20 protein-coding genes and 1 riboswitch are annotated in these 20,919 nt (G+C 41.9%); of the genes, 13 read left to right on the top strand and 7 right to left on the bottom strand.

Annotated elements, in window-relative coordinates:
• Positions 1–5 precede the first annotated feature (5 nt).
• The gene (locus A361_RS20340; RefSeq protein WP_009332927.1) at positions 6–503 is read left to right on the top strand and encodes a shikimate kinase; all 498 of its coding nucleotides are present in this window, start codon (positions 6–8) and stop codon (positions 501–503) included.
• A 77-nt stretch (positions 504–580) separates the two neighbouring features.
• Positions 581–766 (top strand): YqzE family protein, encoded by a 186-nt coding sequence (locus A361_RS20335; protein ID WP_009332926.1) that lies wholly within the window; start codon positions 581–583, stop codon positions 764–766.
• 46 nt (positions 767–812) lie between these two features.
• On the opposite strand, the gene A361_RS20330 is transcribed toward A361_RS20335, so the two are convergent.
• Together A361_RS20330 and A361_RS20325 are read right to left on the bottom strand one after the other, a co-directional pair.
• Positions 813–1,607, bottom strand: a complete 795-nt coding sequence (locus tag A361_RS20330; RefSeq protein WP_019380178.1) for a YqhG family protein — start codon at positions 1,605–1,607, stop codon at positions 813–815.
• Complete coding sequence (locus A361_RS20325; protein ID WP_019380179.1) at positions 1,585–3,273, bottom strand: DEAD/DEAH box helicase; 1,689 nt, start codon at positions 3,271–3,273, stop codon at positions 1,585–1,587. The genes A361_RS20330 and A361_RS20325 overlap by 23 nt, the downstream gene beginning before the upstream one ends.
• A gap of 180 nt (positions 3,274–3,453) precedes the next feature.
• A riboswitch (glycine riboswitch) is annotated at positions 3,454–3,541 on the top strand.
• A gap of 500 nt (positions 3,542–4,041) precedes the next feature.
• Here A361_RS20325 and gcvT point away from each other — a divergent pair.
• From gcvT to gcvPB, 3 genes are read left to right on the top strand one after another with little or no spacing between them, the layout of a single operon-like run.
• The gene (gene gcvT, locus A361_RS20320; protein WP_019380181.1) at positions 4,042–5,145 is read left to right on the top strand and encodes a glycine cleavage system aminomethyltransferase GcvT; all 1,104 of its coding nucleotides are present in this window, start codon (positions 4,042–4,044) and stop codon (positions 5,143–5,145) included.
• A 16-nt stretch (positions 5,146–5,161) separates the two neighbouring features.
• Positions 5,162–6,508, top strand: a complete 1,347-nt coding sequence (gene gcvPA / locus A361_RS20315) for an aminomethyl-transferring glycine dehydrogenase subunit GcvPA (RefSeq protein ID WP_019380182.1) — start codon at positions 5,162–5,164, stop codon at positions 6,506–6,508.
• Entirely contained in the window at positions 6,501–7,961 is a 1,461-nt protein-coding gene (gcvPB, locus tag A361_RS20310; protein WP_009332921.1) for an aminomethyl-transferring glycine dehydrogenase subunit GcvPB, read from the top strand. The genes gcvPA and gcvPB overlap by 8 nt, the downstream gene beginning before the upstream one ends.
• Positions 7,962–8,214: 253 nt before the next feature.
• Here the strand turns inward: gcvPB and A361_RS20305 are convergent, their stop codons facing one another.
• Positions 8,215–8,598 carry a rhodanese-like domain-containing protein gene (locus tag A361_RS20305; protein ID WP_009332920.1) on the bottom strand — a complete coding sequence of 128 codons (384 nt, stop codon included), beginning with the start codon at positions 8,596–8,598 and terminating at the stop codon, positions 8,215–8,217.
• Between the two features lie 182 nt (positions 8,599–8,780).
• Between A361_RS20305 and A361_RS20300 the strand changes: the two genes are divergently transcribed.
• The 4 genes from A361_RS20300 to A361_RS20285 all read left to right on the top strand — a co-directional run bounded on the left by A361_RS20300 (position 8,781) and on the right by A361_RS20285 (position 14,686).
• Entirely contained in the window at positions 8,781–9,617 is an 837-nt protein-coding gene (locus A361_RS20300; protein WP_019380183.1) for a lipoate--protein ligase family protein, read from the top strand.
• Positions 9,618–9,961: 344 nt separating this feature from the next.
• A complete protein-coding gene (locus A361_RS20295; protein ID WP_009332918.1) occupies positions 9,962–12,523 on the top strand; it encodes a vitamin B12-dependent ribonucleotide reductase in 2,562 nt (853 codons plus the stop codon).
• A 147-nt stretch (positions 12,524–12,670) separates the two neighbouring features.
• Positions 12,671–13,696, top strand: coding sequence for a spore photoproduct lyase (splB, locus tag A361_RS20290; protein WP_019380184.1), 1,026 nt, complete (start codon positions 12,671–12,673; stop codon positions 13,694–13,696).
• Positions 13,697–13,801: 105 nt separating this feature from the next.
• Entirely contained in the window at positions 13,802–14,686 is an 885-nt protein-coding gene (locus A361_RS20285; protein ID WP_009332916.1) for a patatin-like phospholipase family protein, read from the top strand.
• Positions 14,687–14,766: 80 nt separating this feature from the next.
• Here A361_RS20285 and A361_RS20280 read toward each other — a convergent pair whose 3' ends face one another.
• Positions 14,767–15,153, bottom strand: a complete 387-nt coding sequence (locus A361_RS20280) for an SA1362 family protein (protein ID WP_372675453.1) — start codon at positions 15,151–15,153, stop codon at positions 14,767–14,769.
• 417 nt (positions 15,154–15,570) lie between these two features.
• Here A361_RS20280 and A361_RS20275 point away from each other — a divergent pair, with 417 nt between their 5' ends.
• The 4 genes from A361_RS20275 to efp all read left to right on the top strand — a co-directional run bounded on the left by A361_RS20275 (position 15,571) and on the right by efp (position 18,404).
• Positions 15,571–16,101, top strand: coding sequence for a YqhR family membrane protein (locus A361_RS20275; protein ID WP_009332914.1), 531 nt, complete (start codon positions 15,571–15,573; stop codon positions 16,099–16,101).
• Positions 16,102–16,311: 210 nt separating this feature from the next.
• On the top strand, positions 16,312–16,758 hold the full coding sequence (gene aroQ / locus A361_RS20265; protein WP_009332913.1) for a type II 3-dehydroquinate dehydratase: 447 nt from the start codon (positions 16,312–16,314) through the stop codon (positions 16,756–16,758).
• Between the two features lies 1 nt (position 16,759).
• Positions 16,760–17,821, top strand: coding sequence for a M24 family metallopeptidase (locus tag A361_RS20260; protein ID WP_009332912.1), 1,062 nt, complete (start codon positions 16,760–16,762; stop codon positions 17,819–17,821).
• Positions 17,822–17,846: 25 nt separating this feature from the next.
• A complete protein-coding gene (gene efp / locus A361_RS20255; protein ID WP_009332911.1) occupies positions 17,847–18,404 on the top strand; it encodes an elongation factor P in 558 nt (185 codons plus the stop codon).
• 35 nt (positions 18,405–18,439) lie between these two features.
• Here efp and A361_RS30600 read toward each other — a convergent pair whose 3' ends face one another.
• From A361_RS30600 to A361_RS20245, 3 genes are all read right to left on the bottom strand, one after another.
• Positions 18,440–18,607 carry a hypothetical protein gene (locus A361_RS30600; RefSeq protein ID WP_009332910.1) on the bottom strand — a complete coding sequence of 56 codons (168 nt, stop codon included), beginning with the start codon at positions 18,605–18,607 and terminating at the stop codon, positions 18,440–18,442.
• Between the two features lie 85 nt (positions 18,608–18,692).
• Entirely contained in the window at positions 18,693–19,379 is a 687-nt protein-coding gene (locus A361_RS20250) for an SIMPL domain-containing protein (protein ID WP_019380187.1), read from the bottom strand.
• A gap of 73 nt (positions 19,380–19,452) precedes the next feature.
• A complete protein-coding gene (locus A361_RS20245; protein ID WP_019380188.1) occupies positions 19,453–20,835 on the bottom strand; it encodes an alkaline phosphatase in 1,383 nt (460 codons plus the stop codon).
• Between the last annotated feature and the right edge of the window lie 84 nt (positions 20,836–20,919).

Raw genomic sequence — 20,919 nt, 5'->3', positions numbered from 1 at the left:
TAAAGATGAAGCCAATTTACTTAATCGGATTCATGGGTGCCGGCAAAACAACAATTGGAAAAGAGCTTGCATCCTGCTTAAACCAAGAAGTAATCGATACAGATGAAGAAATAGTTATGCGGGAGAAGAAAAATATTAATGATATTTTTGAAGAGCATGGAGAGGAATACTTCAGAAATCTTGAAACGCTTATATTAAATGAGTTTGACAATAGAGCGGGAATTGTTACTACTGGCGGGGGAATTGTAGTTAAGCCTGAAAACAGAAAAAAGCTGAATGAAAAAGGAATCGTTTTCTTCCTTTATGCTTCGCCGGAAGAAATATTTAAACGGATTGAAAATGATCATTCCAGACCCCTGCTGAAAGGCGATAAAAAAAAGCTGATTCAGGAACTTTATGAAAAAAGGATGCCGCTTTATAAAGAAACCGCCCATGTAGTCATTGATACCACCAATAAAGATAAAGCAGAAATAATTCAGGAAATAATAGATTGTTTAGGGTAAAAACTCGTTGGACATACTTGTAAATATAAATAGCAGGGTGTAATTGCAATATGTGCAGAAAAAGGCAGGTATGACAAATGAAATCCAACGATTATGTAAAGTATCTTACCCAGACAGTAGTAAAATATATAGATCAGCCCAAAGATGAGCGAAAACGGCATAGAATAGAGAAAAAGGACATGAAAGAGCCATTTTTATTCAGGTGGTTTGGCATGTTTTCATATGTTTTCTATTTGGGCATGAGAAGAAAAAAACATAAGTAGATTTCACGCAAAAAACCGGCAATTTCTGCCGGTTTTTTGTGTGCTTTCATACTGCGCTGTCTGTCAGATAGAAGAGGCCTCCATTTATTATAGAGATATTAATCTTTGGCTCATATTGCTCTTGAAGGGCTGCTTTCTCGTTTTCATAGCTTTCGCCCTTTTCTTCTGTATCTTCATAAAAATGTTCAAGAAGGCTGAGATCCTTTTGCCAGCGCTTGCGGGCTTCATCAGCCCATAAATGTTCTTCCTGTTCAATTACGGACTTTATGAAATTAGCTACCCTGAATACACCGCTTCCCGGCATAATGAGCGGTGACAGAGTGAAAGAGTAGTCGGGAATCTTTGGTGTAAGGCTCATGCCAAGCAATCTGTCATGAAAGCTTTCAACCATTTGCCCATTTATTAATTGGAGGCCGATGGATTTAAAGACATCTCTTTTTCGGTCGCATTGATAAGATACACGGACGTTCATTCCCAGCCATGGCCTTAATGGAACCTGCATGCCTGGTGCCTCCCGGTGGTTTTCATATAATCGTATATAGCCTGCCAGGTTCCGGGCAGAATGAAAGATCTGGTGAAGTCTTGGGGAGCCAAAATGAATGACTTCCCCCTTAATATGTGCAGGGGCGAGCTGCTGGTTTGTAATAAGTGTAAGCTGCATTGGGTTAGGAACTCCGCCTGTTTTTTCGAGATAATGCCAGTAAAAGGGGCGATTCATTAATTCCTTATCCAGATCAATCGTCAGCTGTACGGTCATATACCCCGGGCCTTTATCAATTATTTCGCATCCATTTGCGTGAAAATACCTTTCAAGGAATTTATGAATTTCCTGTTGCTGCATTCAGTCCACCTTCTTTCATATCCTCAGCAAATTGAATCATGCTCGTAAGGTTCTCCATTTTGATTCTCATTTCACCTTCAGAAGCAGATCTTCCGAAAATGTCAACAAGGTGATCGTCAATACTGCCAAATTCAAGTTTTGTTAAAATATCATCCAAATCACCTATGACTTTTTCAAAAAGATGTATTTTCTCATATAAAAGCTTCATTACATGTTCTTCGACTGTATCTTTAGTGGCAAAATTATAAATCATGACATCCTTTTCCTGGCCGAGACGATGGATACGTCCTATCCTTTGTTCGAGACGCATTGGATTCCAGGGGAGATCAAAATTAATGATATGATTGCAGAATTGCAGGTTTATCCCTTCTCCTCCTGCTTCTGTTGCAATCAGGACTTGAGCATTCTTTTGGAAAAGCTCCCTCATCCAGTCCTTCTTGCCTCTTTTAAATCCTCCCCTGAACGGCACAGATGTAATCCCATATTGTTTTAAAAACCACTGAAGATACATTTGTGTTGCTCTGTATTCAGTAAAGATTATGACCTTGTCATTTATGTTTTGTATTAATTCCAGAGCTTTTTGAGCTTTGGAATTTTGCTGGACAGCTTCCACTTTTTTAATAAGGTATTGAATTTGTTCCTGAAAAGCTATTGAGGGCTGTTCCTGTCTTTTTAGCATATTCTGAAGGGTGAAATAGACAGCTTCCCTGCTGCTGCACGCCTCTCTTTGCAGGGTCATCACAGAAAATTGGCTCGAACTGACCCAGTCACCTTCACCCCGCAGCTCTGTTACAGCTTCATAAAGCTCGCGCTCAGCCTGCGAGAATTCAATCGGTATTGTTTCCACCTGTCTTTTGGTCCATTCAATTCCTGTATCTGCCCTGCGGTTGCGGATCATTACTTTGTTTACGAGTTCTTTTAGATGTGCATCATCGTTTAAAGAACGCGAGTCCTTTTTATAATTCTCATAAAAGGCTGATTCATTGCCCAGATGGCCTGGTTTGAGCAAAGACACAAGGTTGAATATCTCACTTATGCGATTCTGAATAGGTGTCGCTGTTAAAAGGAGGCAAAACTTCTTTTTCAGGTTTTGCACAAACTCATAGTTTTTGGTTTTATTATTTTTAAGCTTATGAGCTTCATCTATAATGATCAGATCATAATCAAGGCTGTAGATAATATCCCGATGGGGATTTCGTTTGGCTGTATCAATGGATGATACCACTACATCGCATTGTTCCCATACATAGCTTTTCCGCTGTGCCACAGCCGGAATAAAAAATTTGCTGTTGAGCTCCATGGCCCATTGTGAAACGAGGGAAGCAGGAACGAGTATAAGGACTTTTTTTACGAGTCCCCTGATCATATATTCCTTTAATATCAAACCAGCTTCAATCGTTTTGCCGAGACCGACCTCATCAGCAAGGATCGCTTTGCCGTTCATGCTTTCAACAACCTGCTTGGCTACTTCCAGCTGATGGGGAAGGGGAGTAAGATTCGGCAGATGCTTTGGAGCCTGCAGGCCTTCAAAATCAGGAATAGTCGTGTGGTTTTCAACCTCAACAGCCAATTTATAAAGCTCCCAATTTCCCCATGGGCCGTCGTCATCAATTCTTTTTAAGAATTCATCCTGCCAGGCAGAATCAAAGCCAATTTGCACTGTCATAAAAACAGCTCCTTTTATCTATATAAAGATATTGCCCAAACCTCGTTAAGGTGGTACGATGTTAATAGCTTTGAAAGTTTTGAAAGTTAACACATTACATTTAGTTAACCGAAATAATGGATTTTTTATTTTTTCTGTTTGGTATAAGTATGACCAACTTGGAAAATTTTATAAATGCGAATGACAACAAGGGGAGAGACTACTTTGTAGCGCCGAAGGAGCAAGCAAAATCTGTGAATCTCTCAGGCAAAAGAACTCTTGTTTGACGCAGCTCTGGAGAGTGCTTTTTAATAAGCCACCCAAGGGGAAAGCCGATTTCGGTAAACTTTCAGGTGCAAGGACAGAGATCTTCTCATATTTGAGGGGATACTCTGTCCTTTTTTATGTTCAACAAGAAATTTTTGAACTTCGAGAACTGTCTAGCTCCATCGCCTACTCCCTCGAGGTCACAAGCTTGTCTTGTTTCGGCTTCTAGGGACTCGGGGTCATAAGCCGTTTCCTTTCAGAAGGAAAAACGCCTTCTTACAGGAACCGTCTTATGCCTGAGGCCCCCAGGATGAGGGTCATGCAGACGTTGCCACAGGACGTGGCGCTCTCAGTCTGCGTTCCTTGAAAGGACAATCGCCTCCACATTTCGAGCAATCCTCCCAAAAAGGCAAAGAACGCCTTTCCGTGAGGCTTGTCTTGTGCTTGTCGGGGGTGGGCAAGGCGCTTCCGCTTTTCTTATGTTCCTGCAACAACTTCAAAAGATTTAAGGGGGACGAGTAAATGTCACAGTTAAAACGCACGCCTTTATTTGAGGTGTACAAAGATTACGGAGCAAAAACCATTGATTTCGGGGGCTGGGACCTTCCTGTTCAATTTTCAAGCATTAAAGAAGAACATGAAGCAGTCCGTACAAAAGCCGGGCTTTTTGATGTATCCCATATGGGTGAAATCGAAGTGAAGGGGACGGATAGCCTTAAATACCTTCAAAAAATGATGACGAACGATATTTCCAAATTAAAGAACTCAGGTGCTCAATATACAGCCATGTGTTATGAGAATGGCGGAACTGTTGATGATTTACTTGTCTATAAAATAGAGGATGATCATTATTTGCTGGTTGTAAATGCTTCCAATATTGAAAAGGACTTCAACTGGCTTCAGGACCATGCTGAAGGGAATGTGGAATTGAAAAACCTTTCTGAAGATATGGCACAGCTTGCGATTCAGGGACCGCTTGCAGAAAAAGTGCTCCAAAAGCTTGCTGGCACGAACCTGTCGGATATCGGATTTTTCAAATTCCAGCAGGATGTAGATCTGAATGGAAAGAAAGCGCTAGTCTCCAGAACAGGTTATACAGGAGAAGACGGATTTGAAGTTTATTGTGATGCCCAGGATGCAGTCGCATTATGGATTGAAATCCTTGAAGCAGGCAAAGAAGAAGGCGTGCTGCCATGCGGGCTTGGCGCAAGGGATACTCTTCGTTTTGAAGCCAACCTGGCACTCTATGGGCAGGAGCTCTCGCCTGAAATCACACCTCTTGAGGCAGGAATCGGCTTTGCTGTAAAAGTCAATAAAGAAGCTGATTTTATCGGCAAAGAAGTGCTTAAGAATCAAAAAGAAAATGGGGTTCCCCGCAAGCTGGCTGGAATTGAAATGATTGACCGCGGCATTCCGCGCCATGGCTATCCTGTATATAAAGGGGAAGAACTGATCGGGGAAGTGACAACAGGAACTCAATCTCCGACATTAAAAAAGAATATTGGCCTTGTTCTTATCAAGAAAGAGCATGCGGAGCCGGGAACTGATTTGGAAGTGGAAATCCGCGGCAAACGACTGAAGGCTAAGATTGCAGCAACACCTTTTTATAAAAGAGAAAAGAACTAACCGGGGGGAGAAAATGATGAAACATCGCTATTTACCGATGACAGAGTCTGACCAGAAAGCAATGCTTGAAAAAATCGGCGTCAGTTCTGTGGAAGAACTATTCAGTGATATTCCCGAAAGTGTAAGATTTAAGGGTGAATATAAAATCAAGCCGGCAAAATCTGAGACAGCCTTACTGAAAGAGCTTACTAAAATGGCTCAGAAAAATGCTGATCTTCGTACAAATACATCTTTCCTTGGTGCGGGTGTTTATGATCATTACATGCCAATCATTGTTGATCATGTGTTATCCCGTTCAGAGTTTTATACTGCCTATACTCCTTACCAGCCAGAAATCTCCCAGGGAGAGCTCCAGGCAATTTTTGAATTCCAGACCATGATCTGTGAGTTAACAGGAATGGATGTTGCCAACTCATCTATGTATGATGGCGGAACAGCACTTGCTGAAGCAGCCATGCTAAGCGCAGGCAGCACACGCCGCAAGAAAATTCTTATCTCAAGCGCCGTTCATCCTGAATCTAAAGAAGTAGTAAAGACATATGCAAAGGGCCAATATATTGAAGTGATTGAAATTCCTCATAAGGACGGCATCACAGATCTTGAAGCTCTAAATGGAATGATTGGCGATGATATCGCAGCTGTCATTGTACAGTATCCTAACTTTTTTGGCAGAGTCGAGCCTTTACAAGAGCTTGAGGAGATTATCCATGCCCATAAATCCATGTTTGTTGTTTCAAGCAACCCGCTTGCTCTTGGCGCACTGACACCTCCTGGTAAATTCGGAGCAGACATTGTAGCAGGAGATGCCCAGGTTTTCGGAATTCCTACAGCTTTCGGAGGCCCGCATTGCGGATATTTTGCCGTTACAACCAAGCTAATGAGAAAAGTGCCGGGCCGTCTTGTCGGACAAACGGTAGACGATCAGGGGCGCCGCGGCTTCGTGCTTACTCTTCAGGCGCGTGAACAGCATATCCGACGCGATAAGGCAACCTCAAATATTTGTTCCAATCAGGCTCTAAACGCACTTGCGGCATCTGTAGCGATGACTGCTCTTGGCAAGAAGGGCGTAAAGGAAATGGCTGCTGCCAATATGCAAAAAGCCCATTATGCGAAACAGCAATTTAAGGCTGCCGGTTTTGAAGTTCCATTCGAAGGCCCTTCATTTAATGAATTTGTCATCAAATTGAATAAGCCTGTTAAAGAAGTAAATCAAAAGCTTCTTGATAAGGGCATTATTGGCGGCTACGATTTGGGCAGAGATTATGCTGACCTGAAAAATCATATGCTTGTTGCTGTAACAGAATTGAGAACGAAGAATGAAATTGATGCATTCGTTAAAGAAATGGGGGATTACCATGCATAAGGAAGATCAGCCACTCATCTTTGAATTAAGCACAGAAGGCCGTATCGGCTACAGCCTGCCTGAAATGGATATTCCAGAAATTGACCTGGGCGAACTTCTTCCCGAAGGCTACCTGCGAGAGGAAGAGCCTGAGCTGCCGGAAGTGTCTGAACTTGATATCATGCGTCATTATACTGCACTTTCAAAACGCAATCATGGCGTTGATTCAGGGTTTTATCCACTGGGCTCCTGCACAATGAAATACAACCCTAAAATCAATGAGAATGTAGCGCGCTTCAATGGTTTTGCCCACTTGCACCCGCTGCAGGATGAAAGCTCTGTTCAAGGTGCTCTGGAACTGATGTATGATCTGCAGGAGCATCTGATTGAAATTACGGGAATGGATGAGGTTACACTTCAGCCAGCTGCAGGAGCACATGGAGAATGGACTGGATTAATGATGATCCGTTCTTATCATGAAGCGAATGGCGATACAAAGCGCACTAAAGTAGTCGTTCCTGACTCTGCCCACGGAACAAATCCTGCATCTGCGACAGTCGCAGGCTTTGAAACAGTAACTGTTAAATCTGATGAAAATGGGCTGGTGGATTTAGAGGATCTAAGAAGAGTGGTTGGCGAGGATACTGCTGCCCTTATGCTGACTAACCCGAATACTTTAGGTTTGTTTGAAGAAAACATTCTTGAAATGGCTGAGATTGTTCACGGCGCCGGCGGGAAGCTATATTATGATGGAGCTAACCTGAATGCTGTACTTTCAAAAGCACGCCCTGGAGATATGGGATTTGACGTGGTTCACCTTAATCTTCATAAAACCTTTACAGGACCGCATGGCGGCGGCGGACCGGGATCAGGGCCAGTCGGGGTAAAAGCGGATCTGATTCCTTTCCTTCCAAAGCCTGTTTTGGTAAAGAACGGTGACCAATATGAATTTGATTATGACCGCCCGCAATCAATCGGCCGTGTAAAGCCATATTACGGAAACTTTGGAATCAATGTCCGGGCTTATACTTATATCCGTACTATGGGGCCAGATGGACTGAAGGCTGTTACGGAAAATGCGGTATTAAACGCAAACTATATGATGAGAAGGCTTGCGCCATTCTTTGACCTGCCATTTGACAGACATTGCAAGCATGAATTCGTTTTAAGCGGCAAGCGCCAAAAGAAACTTGGCGTGCGTACATTGGATATTGCCAAGCGTCTTCTTGACTTTGGCTACCATCCGCCAACCATCTACTTCCCGCTTAACGTGGAAGAGTGTATTATGATTGAGCCGACAGAAACAGAATCAAAAGAAACGCTGGACGCTTTTGTCGACGCCATGATTCAAATAGCTAAAGAAGCTGAGGAAAACCCTGAGATTGTTCAGGAAGCACCTCACACAACAGTAATTGGCCGTCTTGATGAAACAATGGCTGCAAGAAAGCCGGTTCTTCGCTATCAAAAGCAATAAAACGAAAAAGGGTGTCCCTAAGAGGGCACTCTTTTTTTGCGTCTTATAGACTACTTGTGAACTCTGGGAAGGAATAGGGAAATTTGGGAATTTGCAGCGATTCCGGGGAAAGGAATCGAAAACCTGGGCATGAAACAAGCTAAATGAGAAAAGAACAGCGGTTTTGGCGAATAGATTATATGATTGAACTTAGAAGAGGGGTTTCCAATCAATAGACCCCGTTAAAATAACGGGGTCTTTTTAAATATTGCTATTATTTTTTCGCTTTCACTTTTCCTGTCCATTTTTTAAATCCGCCCTGCAGGTGTGAAAGGTCTTTGTAGCCTTTACGATGCAAAAACTGGGCAGCTCTCGCACTTCTCATGCCGCTTTGGCAATATAAGTAGACTGGCTTGTCCGGACGCAATTCCTTCATGCGCATTTTCATTTGTGAAAGCGGTATATTGCGGGCACCTAAAATATGGCCGTTTTCAAATTCATTTGGTTCACGTACATCGATTAATTGGGCTTTTCTGTAGCCTTCTCTGAACTGGTCTTCCGTAAGCGTTTTAACAATTCGGCGCTGATAAAACCAGGTTATCACGGAATAGGTAATGATTGCACCCAAAATGATAAGAATGAAATAAAGTGTTTCCAATATGTCTTTCTCCTTTCACACATAGGTAAGCCAACTAATATTATATAAGCCTTTCCTAATAGGAGTAAAGGAAATCTGTTAAATTTGTTATGGAAATTCAACTTGCTTTAAATTTCACTGGAATTTTGGTAGACTATTAACCGCAAATGACTAGTTAAAGAATCTGAAAATGAGGGCTACATATGACTAAAGAGGTTTGGCGTTTTATCGATTCAAAAGAGGGGTCACCTTCTTTTAATATGGCTTTGGATGAGGCGTTGCTTGACTGGAACAGTGAGGGCAAAATGCCTCCTGTAATCCGTTTTTACGGCTGGAATCCGGCGACTCTTTCAATCGGCTATTTCCAAAAGGTTGAAAAAGAAATAGATATGGAAGCTGTGAAGCAGCATGGATTGGGATTTGTCCGAAGGCCTACAGGCGGAAGAGGCGTACTTCATGAACATGAACTCACATACAGTGTGATCGTACCTGAAGCCCACCCCGAAATGCCGAATACAGTAACTGAAGCATACAGAGTTATTTCGGAAGGGATTTTAAAAGGTTTTCACGGACTTGGGATGGAAGCTTATTTTGCAGTGCCGAAGACAGCTGAAGAAAGGGACTCTCTGAAAAATCCAAGATCTGCTGTTTGTTTTGATGCCCCCAGCTGGTATGAACTTGTTGTAGAAGGCCGTAAAGTGGCTGGGAGTGCACAAACAAGGCAAAAAGGGGTAATCCTTCAGCATGGTTCCATTTTGCTTGATTTGGATGAAGACAAGCTGTTCAGCTTGTTCAAATATCCGAATGACAGAGTCAAAGAGAGAATGCAAAAAGCTTTTAAGAATAAAGCTGTTGCTATAAATGAGCTGACAACTGAAAAAATTACCCTGGATCAAGCAAAAGCAGCTTTCAAAAAGGGATTTGAAGAAGGCTTGAATATTGAACTTGAACCTTACAAGCTTACAGATGAAGAAATGGCATATGTACAAAAAATCGCAAAAGAGCGATATGAAAGTGATGACTGGAACTATAAGAGATAAAAGCGGCAAAGTCGCTTTTTCTCTTTTTTTAATGAATAATTTTCCAATTGTTGCCCTGGAAAAGTGCAAGCTTCAAAATATGTTAAAATTTATCGTTAATTGTCGGAAATCGGCTATTAACTCTGTTTTTCTTTAAATTTTGGTATATTTTAAGTTTGACAAAATCACTTTTAGTTGAACTAGACACAATATGTAGTGGTGTCGAAAATATTTAGGACACTATATATTGATTTTGGGGTTTGAGGTATGGTAACTTTAGGGTACTCTTTTAAAACAGATAGATTTACCCTATCTGCCAGAATACTTACACAAATTGATAATTGAATTTAGAAGGAGTTGTAACAATGTCTGTTGCTCTAGGACAAAAAATGAAATTGAACATTGATCGTTTAAACAAGGATATCCGTCTTTTTCCTCAGGTTCACCCTGTAACCCCAGATATGAAAATGACCCACAAAGGTGTTTCCCGCTTAGTTATGCTAGATCGTTACACCTTCAAAGACACCGAGAAAGTGACACTCACAAACGGTGACTTCGTCGTCCTCACAATCAAGGAAGATCCAAAATTTCCGGCACGAGGCTTAGGATTCATCCAGGATATTGACTGGGAAAACAAGACAGCCAAGGTTTTAGTCGAGGAAGACTACAGAGGAGTACTGGATGATCCGGAAGAATCGAGAACAGGCATTATTACAAAGCCTCTTGATGTAATCGAGAAACCCCTTGAAATCTTCTATGAGCAAATCGCCAAGCGTAACGCAACAGGCCTGGCATCTGTTGAGAAAACCGAAGAAAAAAGAAAAGAATGGTTTGAAAAGTTCTATCAGGAATTGAAAAACTTGAATTTCATTCCGGCTGGCCGCGTATTGTATGGAGCGGGTGCCGACACAGATGTTACGTATTTCAATTGCTACGTAATGCCATTCGTACAGGACTCCCGTGAAGGAATTTCCGAGCACCGAAAGCAGGTAATGGAAATCATGAGCCGAGGCGGAGGAGTTGGGACAAACGGTTCAACCCTAAGGCCGCGCAACACACTGGCTAAAGGAGTAAACGGCAAGTCATCGGGTTCAGTATCCTGGCTTGATGATATTGCGAAGCTTACACACCTTGTGGAGCAGGGAGGTTCCCGCAGAGGCGCTCAGATGATTATGCTGGCAGATTGGCACCCGGACATCATCGAATTCATCATCTCGAAAATGCAAAACCCAAGAATTTTACGATTCCTTCTTGAAAATACAAATGATGATACAATAAAAAAATATGCTAAAGAAAAATTAAAATTCACTCCATTTACTGAACAGGAAATAGCCATGTACCAGGGTATTATCAATTACAAGAGCATTCCCGGCTATGGCGGTTTCAGCGATAAAATCATACAGGATGCTGAAGAAAAACTGGCGACTGGCGGTACTTACAGTGTTCATAATTCTGAATTCCTGACCGGGGCAAACATTTCAGTCTGCCTGACAAAAGAATTTATGGATGCAGTTGAAAATGATGCAGAATATGAGCTTCGCTTCCCGGATGTTGAATCATATGATGCTGATACCATGAAAACCTACAACGAAGAATGGCATAAAGTCGGTGACGTCAGAGAATGGGGAAAACTTGGCTATAAAGTCCGTGTTCACCGCAAAATCAAAGCGAAAGAACTTTGGAACCTGATTAATATCTGTGCAACATACTCGGCAGAGCCAGGTATTTTCTTTATTGATAATGCCAATGACATGACCAATGCACAGGCTTACGGACAAAAGGTTGTAGCAACAAATCCGTGTGGCGAACAGCCTCTTGCACCATATTCAGTCTGCAACCTTGCAGCAGTGAACCTTGCAGAAATGGCAGATAAGGAAAATAAGACCGTTAATTTTGAAAAGCTGAAGCGTACTGTTGAAGTGGGAGTACGTATGCAGGACAATGTAATAGATGCTACACCATACTTCCTTGAAGAAAACAAAAAACAGGCATTAGGCGAGCGCCGTGTTGGTCTTGGCGTTATGGGGCTTCATGACCTGCTGATCTATTGTGAAACAGAATATGGTTCTGAGGAAGGCAATGTGCTGATTGACAAAGTCTTCGAAACCATTGCAGCCACAGCTTACAGAGCTTCTGTAGAGCTTGCGGAGGAAAAAGGGAGCTTCCCATTCTTAACAGGTGAAAATGCTGAAGAAACAAATCGCCTGCGCAAAGCTTTTACAGAAACAGGCTTCATGCAGAAAATGCCTGAGGATATCCGTGAATCCATTTTACAAAGCGGAATCCGTAATTCACATCTTCTGACTGTTGCACCTACTGGATCCACAGGTACCATGGTTGGAGTATCTACAGGTCTTGAACCATATTTCTCCTTCTCATACTTCAGGAGCGGCCGCTTAGGCAAGTTCATTGAAGTAAAGGCAGATATTGTTCAGGAATATTTAGACCGCAATCCGGATGCAGATCCTAATAATCTGCCTGAATGGTTTGTGGCAGCAATGGATCTGGCTCCTGAAGCCCACGCAGATGTTCAATGTGTTATACAGCGCTGGATCGACAGCTCGATCAGTAAAACAGTAAATGCACCGAAGGGCTACAGTGTTGAACAGGTTGAGCAAGTGTATGAACGCTTATACCGCGGCGGTGCAAAGGGCGGCACTGTCTATGTAGACGGCTCACGCGATTCTCAAGTATTGACGCTGAAAGCTGAAGAGAACAGCTTTGAAGATACAGATACAGTCAAAAAAGAAAAATCAAAGCAGCATGTAGTTCTGGTTGATACAATCAGCGACCTGCGTTCAACCGATGTAACAATCGGTTCTGAAGTCGGCAATACATGTCCAGTATGCCGTAAAGGAAAAGTCAAAGAAATCGGCGGCTGCAATACTTGCACAAACTGTAATGCCCAGCTGAAATGCGGTTTATAAAAGAATAATTTAAACGAACCAAGAAGATGGAAATAATTGTTCCATCTTCTTTTTTTGCTGTTGGATTAATTGGTTCATACTACAGACATAGGGTTCTGCTGACATTTTTCCGCTGGCAGGACAAATTGATAAAGTGAGGTATGCCTAATGAAGCCATTTATCCCTCAGCTAGTTTATATAGAACCTCAAGCTCTCGAATATCCCCTAGGAAGAGAGCTAAAGGAAAAATTTGAAAAAATGAACTTGGAAATTAGGGAAACAACATCACATAACCAGGTGAGAAATATTCCCGGTGATAACGAATTGCAAAAGTACCGCAATGCGAAATCCACTTTGGTGGTAGGCATCAGACGAACTCTGAAATTTGATACATCCAAGCCTTCGGCAGAATATGCCATTCCGCTTGCTACAGGCTGCATGGGCCACTGCCACTATTGCTATCTGCAAACCACACTTGGAAGCAAGCCATATATTCGCACGTATGTAAACCTTGAAGAAATCTTTGAGCAGGCCTCTAAATATATGGAGGAGAGAAAGCCGGAGCTTACACGATTTGAAGCTGCATGTACATCCGATATCGTAGGGATTGATCATTTGACCCATTCTCTGAAAAAAACAATTGAATTTATTGGCCAGACGGAGTATGGCCAGCTCCGCTTTGTCACTAAGTATCATCATGTCGACCATCTGCTTGATGCTAAACATAATGGGAAAACCCGATTTCGATTTAGTGTTAATTCGCGGTTTGTAATAAAAAACTTTGAACCGGGCACTTCCTCTTTCGACGATCGGCTTGAAGCTGCCCGCAAAGTAGCTAATGCCGGCTACCCGCTTGGCTTTATCGTAGCGCCTATTTACATGCATGATGATTGGCGTGAAGGCTATCATGAACTTTTTCAAAGGTTAAGCAAATCGCTCGAAGGCATCAATCTGGAAGGATTAACTTTCGAGTTAATCCAGCACAGATTTACAAAACCAGCCAAAAAGGTAATTGAAAAACGCTACCCGAAAACAAAGCTGGAAATGGATGAAGAAAAACGCAAATACAAGTGGGGAAGATATGGAATAGGCAAGTATGTTTATCCGACTGATGAAGCAAAGGATCTTGAAAATACGATTAGGGGGTATATTCACTCTTGTTTTCCAGAAGCAGAAGTGCAATATTTCACCTAAACCTGAGTTTTTGCTTGTCAGCCGTACTATTTTAAAAAGCTCCTGATTAAAGATGTATAAGTAAGAGTTCCTCTATGGGCAAGTACATCGACAGGAGTGGCTTACATGTATATAGATGGGGTTTTTTCAGGAGGAGGCATCAAGGGGTTTGCGTTAATCGGTGCTTATGAGGAAGTTCACAAAAGAGGCTTTCGATTTAAGCGGGTTGCAGGGACAAGTGCTGGTTCCATCGTTGCTGCTTTAATTGCTGCCAATTATACAAGTGATGAAATATATCAGCTCGTCGATCAGTTTGATGTAAAAAAGCTTCTTGATGAAAGAAAAACCTTTATTCCCTTCGCAGTAGGAAAATGGCTTAACCTTTATTGGCGGCTGGGATTATATAAAGGATCCGAGCTGGAAACCTGGATTGCTCAAAAGCTGGCTGACAGGGGGATTAGAACCTTTTCAGACCTTCCTCCGCAATCGCTGAGAGTCATAGCTTCTGACCTGACAAACGGAAGACTGGTAGTACTGCCCGATGATCTTATAAATTATGGGATTGACCCCGCTTCGTTTTCGGTAGCAAAGGCGATAAGGATGAGCTGCAGTCTCCCGTATTTTTTTGAGCCGGTTAAGCTGAACGCATACAGCAGCTCGAGTGTCATTGTGGATGGCGGGGTTCTAAGCAATTTTCCCATGTGGCTTTTTGATAAGGAAAACGTGAAAAAGACAAGGCCTGTCCTCGGGATAAAGTTAAGCCATAATTTAAGCGAACGGCCGCCGAATAAAATTGACAACGCCATCCAAATGTATGCTGCGCTTTTTGAAACGATGAAGGATGCACATGATGCCAGATACATCTCCAGAAAACATGCACAAAACATTATTTTCATTCCAACGGATGGCGTGCTGACTGCTGAATTTAATATAACCGAGCAAAAGAAAAAAGATCTTCTGGAGCACGGCAGGCAATGTGCGGAGCAATTTTTTTCATCATGGAGCTATTAAAGAGAAAAGCCAGAGCCCGATTCTTGAAGGTTCCCCAGAATTCAGGACTTATCATATAAAAGTAAAAAATCGAGCCCGAGTTAAAGGGAGGCTCGATTTTTCTTTTTGCCTTTTTTGCCTTCTATGACTGTCAAGTGTGGAGAAGATTTTTTCTTAGCCTTTTTAATTGAAGTAAGGGAACCTACAGAAGCCTTTCTTCCATTGGCTGAGCCCGTTTCTTTATTGTTAAAGCGCCTTTTTGATTTTTTGGCTGCCTTTATAAAAGCTCGCTGTTCCCGCTTTGAGGGATTAAATCTGTTAAAGCGCTGAAAAAGAAAGTATACAACAGCACCAATGATGACAATGACAGCTATTCTCTGCAAAAAACCGGCAGGATTTGAGATCAGGCTGACGGCAACTCCGATAACAGCTAGCAAAATGAGCCCGGAGACAATATAAAATGTAAATGGTTTTTTCAAGAAAGCCACCTCCCTAAAAGCATGATGAGCAATTTTATAAGCTTTTAAACTATATAAGCTAAAGTTTATCGAAATAATTAATGAAAGTTGTCTTCATATTTTTCTTTTCCTATTTCTTTACAATTTAAACAGCGGAATATATCTTTTAATAAGTATCGGGAATAGCTGGATGCTGCCTATACTTAAATTTATGCTATGCACACAAGTCCCGGAACACACATTACCTCAAATAAGCACAAAATCAAAGGACTGTATCATTAATTATTTTATTCGACCTAAAATCTCATAAAACCTCTATACAACAGGAAATTATATAAAAAATATGGACGATCTTTGCAGGATAGTTAATCCAATCTGCATTTATTTTAAATCTGGTGCAATGGAATAAATGCGTGTGGACATAATAGGAAAAGGAGGTGGCGCAAAGTGGCAGAAGAAAAGGAGCGCTTGGAACAGGATCAAAGGGAAAAACCAATGTCTTTTATGGCAATGGTGGTCATTACCGGACTGGTTGGAGGCATTCTTTGGAGCGGCCTGGCCTATCTGGCATACGTGTTTAATTTTACCGAAATTCGCCCTAATGTCATTCTCGAACCCTGGACGATTGGTGCCTGGAAAGAGGGCTGGCTGGGAACATTGATCTCAATTCTCTTTATTGGAGGAATATCAATTGTGGCGGCCTTAATTTATTATGCAGCGCTGCGGAAATTTCAAAGTATTTTCGTGGGGGCTGGCTATGGAGTTGCCCTTTTTTTACTGGTATTTTTTATACTCAACCCAATCTTTCCTGGAATCAGCCCGTTTTGGGATCTTGAGCGGAATACAATTATCACATCGATCTGTTTCTATATATTATTTGGCGTTTTCGTAGGGTATTCCATTTCATATGAAGCCCAAGAAATCAGAGGCAAGACTGAAGATGAAAAAAAGACCCGCACAGATCCGGATTTAACTTGATGAACAAAGCATAATGACGAATGTTTTATCTTTGTGCATGATTGCTGTTAAGTGATGAAAAATTATGCGAAAAGCGCTATACATCAGAACTGTATGAAATTTTGCTTTATGATAGAATGTTCTTAATGGGCATTCTTTTTCGATGCTGTCAGGGAAATGACTTGAATAGAAAGAGAAGCCCGTCAGCAACTATGTTAAAGGGGGTTGAACATGGGGAAAATACTCCTGTTAAATGGGCCGAATTTAAATCTGCTCGGCAAAAGGGAACCAGGTGTTTATGGAAAAGAAACGCTTGATCAGCTGGAGCAAAATATGAAAGCATTGGGTGCTTCGTTTGAGACAGAAGTGTCCTGTTTTCAGTCAAATCATGAAGGGGAACTCATTGACAAGCTTCACTCCGCCAATGAAGATGGCACACAGGGTATTATTTTCAATCCCGGGGCATTTACCCATTATAGTTATGCGATCAGGGATGCTGTTGCAGGAATCCAGGTTCCTTTGATCGAAGTACATATTTCTAATGTTCATGCCAGAGAAGAATTCAGGCATACTTCTGTCATTGCACCTGCTGCAATAGGGCAAATAGTTGGCCTGGGCTTTAAAGGATATGAACTTGCTTTTCATGCATTATTGGATATTCAAAAGGGGAGAGGATAAGATGGAGAAAATACAAAAATTACGCGAACGCTTTACAGAGTCTGGGATAGATGGAATGCTGATTACCAGCAGTTACAATCGCCGCTATATGACTGGCTTTACCGGTTCAGCCGGCGTCGTATTAATCAGTGCGGATAAAGCAATCTTCATAACCGATTTCCGCTACACGGAACAGGCAGCTAAACAGTGTGAAGGGTATGAAATTGTAAAGCATACTGGTGCAATTCCTGAAGAAGTTGCCAAACAGGCTGAACAGCTTGGGATCAAAAAGCTTGGCTTTGAAGAGAATCATCTAACTTTTTCTTCCTATAAGGCTTATGAAAAAGCTGTTAACGCTGAACTTGTCCCTGTTTCTGACACAATTGAAAAGTTACGCTTGATAAAGACCGAATCAGAGATTAAGATAATAAAGGTGGCAGCTGACATTGCAGATGCTGCGTTTAAACATATTCTTGATGTCATTCGGCCGGGAATTACTGAACTGGAAGTTTCGAATGAATTAGAATTTTTTATGAGAAAAGCGGGTGCAGTTTCATCATCGTTTGATATTATCGTAGCATCCGGATACCGTTCAGCACTTCCGCATGGAGTCGCCAGTGATAAGGTTATCGAAAAAGGCGATTTTGTCACACTGGACTTCGGCGCTTATTATAAGGGCTATGTTTCAGATATTACCCGCACGGTTGCTGTTGGAGAACCTGAAGATAAGCTGAAAGAAATCTATACAATCGTGCAGGAAGCTCAGGAGCGGGGGATGGAAGGCATCAAACCGGGAATGAGCGGCAAAGAAGCAGATGCCTTAACTCGTGATTATATTTCTGGTAAAGGCTATGGCGAGTATTTTGGCCATTCTACCGGACATGGCATCGGGCTTGAAGTGCATGAAGGGCCTGCATTGTCATTTAAGTCTGATGTTATCCTTGAACCTGGAATGGTTGTAACGGTGGAGCCGGGCATTTACATACCGGGCCTTGGCGGTGTCCGCATTGAGGACGATACAGTCATTACAAAGGATCACAACGAAACGCTTACTCATTCTACTAAAGAATTGATCATTCTTTAATTGTACACAATAGGAGGACAAACTCATGATTTCTGTAAACGATTTTCGTACGGGATTGACGATTGAAGTTGATAACGGCATTTGGCGTGTAATGGATTTCCAGCACGTTAAACCTGGAAAAGGAGCGGCATTTGTACGTTCCAAATTGCGCAACCTCCGTACAGGTGCCATTCAGGAAAAAACCTTCCGCGCAGGTGAAAAAGTAGGGAAGGCACAAATTGATAACCGCAAAATGCAATACCTTTATGCAAATGGAGATCAGCATGTTTTCATGGACAATGAGTCTTATGAGCAAATCGAGCTGCCTGCATCTGCAATTGAGTACGAATTAAAGTTTCTAAAAGAAAACATGGAAGTTGCTATTATGCTTTACCAGGGAGAGTCTCTTGGAATCGAGCTTCCTAACTCTGTTGAACTTACAGTGACTGAAACAGAACCAGGCATTAAAGGGGATACTGCTTCCGGCGGAACGAAACCTGCTACACTTGAAACAGGCCTGACTGTACAAGTTCCTTTCTTTGTCAATGAAGGGGATAAGCTGATCATCAATACAACTGATGGTTCCTACGTGTCTCGTGCATAATTTGAAAAAAAAATCCCGATTTCTCGGGATTTTTTTTATCCTTTATATTTCCTGCCTTCAGCTCCAGGGGATATGTCAGTATCATTGCGATTATTATAATCAGGGTCAGATGCAGGAGCATTTCTGTTATCGCGTGTTCCGCCAAGATAAGCCCTGTCGCCTTTTTTCTGGTATTTTAAAAATTCACCTAAGTTCTCATTCATCCTTAAACCTCATTTCTCTGGGAAGTTACTAAGTGAGACATTATTAGTATTAGCTTTATCCTCAAGATTATAAGACGAAGATCTTTTAACTATAATATGTGAACTCTGCTGTGATTTGGCTTTCTATGTCTATGGTTCCCGGCTGGATAGGTGTACTGACGGCACTTTTCACAAAAGTGGAGGATTGAAACGAAATAGGCTGCTCCATGCCTAAAGTTCCTTCCGCAACGGATAGCGGGGTGCTGATTAATTGTACTCTTAGTGCAGAGGCAATTGTTTCTGCCTTTTTGTAAGCATCCATAACGGCCAGACTTAATGCCTGCCGGTACAATTCAGACTGGTTTTCAGCTTCAAAATGAATTCCTCTGATAGTGTTTGCACCATTATTCACTGCTGTATCCACAACGAGTCCCGTATTTTCTATCTCATCGACAGTAATGCCTAGTATATGCTCGACCCTGTATCCGCGGAAAATTTGCTTGCCATCCACAAAATCGTATTGCGGAAAAATGGTGAAATCGGACGTTTTAATCTGCTGATCTGTTATTCCAATAGCATTAAGAGCCTTTTTGACACTTGAAATGGCATCTGCATTCTGTTCCTGTGCCTTCAGAAGCTCCTTGTCTTCTGTTAAAACTCCCAGTTTTATGTTAGCCTGGTCAGGCTGTACAGCTAGCTTTCCCTCACCTGAAACCCTTAAAATATTTCTGTTTGATCTGGAATGGCTACCTGTTTGTACAGAATTGCGGACAAAGGGCTGATAATAATACATGAATTTCATTCCCCGCTTTCATTGAGGTATCATTCTAGAATTACGCCGGGGAAAGAGAGAAAATGCTACATAATTAATCCCAGCTGTAATTCATCAGCTGCGCAATTCTCTTTGGGATATCTATATTCTCCATCACTCCTGTAAAAGTTTCGCTTCCATTGCCATAAGCAAATAAAGGGATCATATTGCCTGTATGTCCGCCGGTTGAGCTGAGAGATCTTACTTTATTTGTTAAAATGCCCCCATGATACTTTTCTGCAATCAGGCTTCCTATTTCCCATGCTGCTATATATTGAGGATAAACTTGGCTGTCTGTGGCCATCAGCTTGCCATTAAATGCTTTAATTTCCTGCTCGGTTAAATCAATATTTGCATACTTTTTTAAAACATCCTTCACGCTTTCTGACCGGTAAGTACCTCTGTTTTCACCTTTTGCAAATTGGCTGACCATATACTGCGGCGTCGCCTTGATTTCTTTTAACTGCTGTATATCCAGCGGTTCTGATGCTGATATCCCCATTGTTTCATGATCAGCGGCAACCAATACCAGTGTTTCTTTGTCCTTTTTTGCCCATTCAACTGCATATTTTACAGCTTCATCAAATTCAATGGTTTCTTTCCAGATGCTTGTAATATCGCCTGCGTGAGAAGCATGGTCAATCCTTGCGCCTTCTGCCATAAGAAAAAATCCCTGTTTTCCTTTTGAAAGTACACTGATCGCTTTTTCAGTCATCTCTTTTAAGCTTGGTTCTTTGCTGTTTTTTAGAGGACGGTCCAGTTTAAAGTTCATATATCCATTATTGAACAATCCGAGAAGCTTTCCCCCTTTGGCATTCTGCATTTCCTCCCGATTGGCTGCATAGTCATACCCTTTCAGCCTGGCCTCGTTAATTAAATCCTTCCCATTTTGCTTATCCGGGCCGAAATAGGCTCTCCCGCCTCCCATTAACACATCGACCTCATTATTCAGCTGCTGGCGTGCAATTTCCTCCTGTCCGGACCATCTGTTTGAAACACTTGCTGTAAAGGCGGCAGGTGTTGCATCTGTAATTGTATTGGTAGAGATAACCCCCGCCTTCTTTCCGTTTTTCTTGAATAAATCCAGAATGCTGTCTATTTCCTTGCCATCAGGAGTAACTCCAATCATTTCATTATTCGTCTTTTTTCCAATTGCAAGTGCAGTACCACCGGCAGCTGAGTCTGTAACGAAATTATTGGCAGATTCGGTATGCACCAATGCCGTGTGGGGGAGAGATTCCAGGAACAGCCGCCCATCCTTTCCATATTCCAGTTTTCTTGCAATCTCAATCTGGCCTATTCCCATTCCATCTCCAATCATAAGAATGACATTTTGCGGTCCTTTTGTATTTCCCTGAAGAGCCATTCCTTCTGAAGGGAAGATGCCAAGGACTAAAAGAAGAAAAATAACCAGAATGTAAGTGCATTTAGCTTTCATAAATTGACACCAGCCTTTTTCAATGTTCTTATTGGATTATTTTTTGAAAAAAAGATTTTTTTTACTCAGCAAAAAGCTTGTCCT

The organism is Cytobacillus oceanisediminis 2691 (assembly GCF_000294775.2).
Taxonomy (GTDB): Bacteria; Bacillota; Bacilli; order Bacillales; family Cytobacillaceae; genus Cytobacillus; species Cytobacillus pseudoceanisediminis.
Note: the sequence above shows the minus strand (reverse complement) of the source record. Positions and strands in the feature narration are given on the sequence as shown.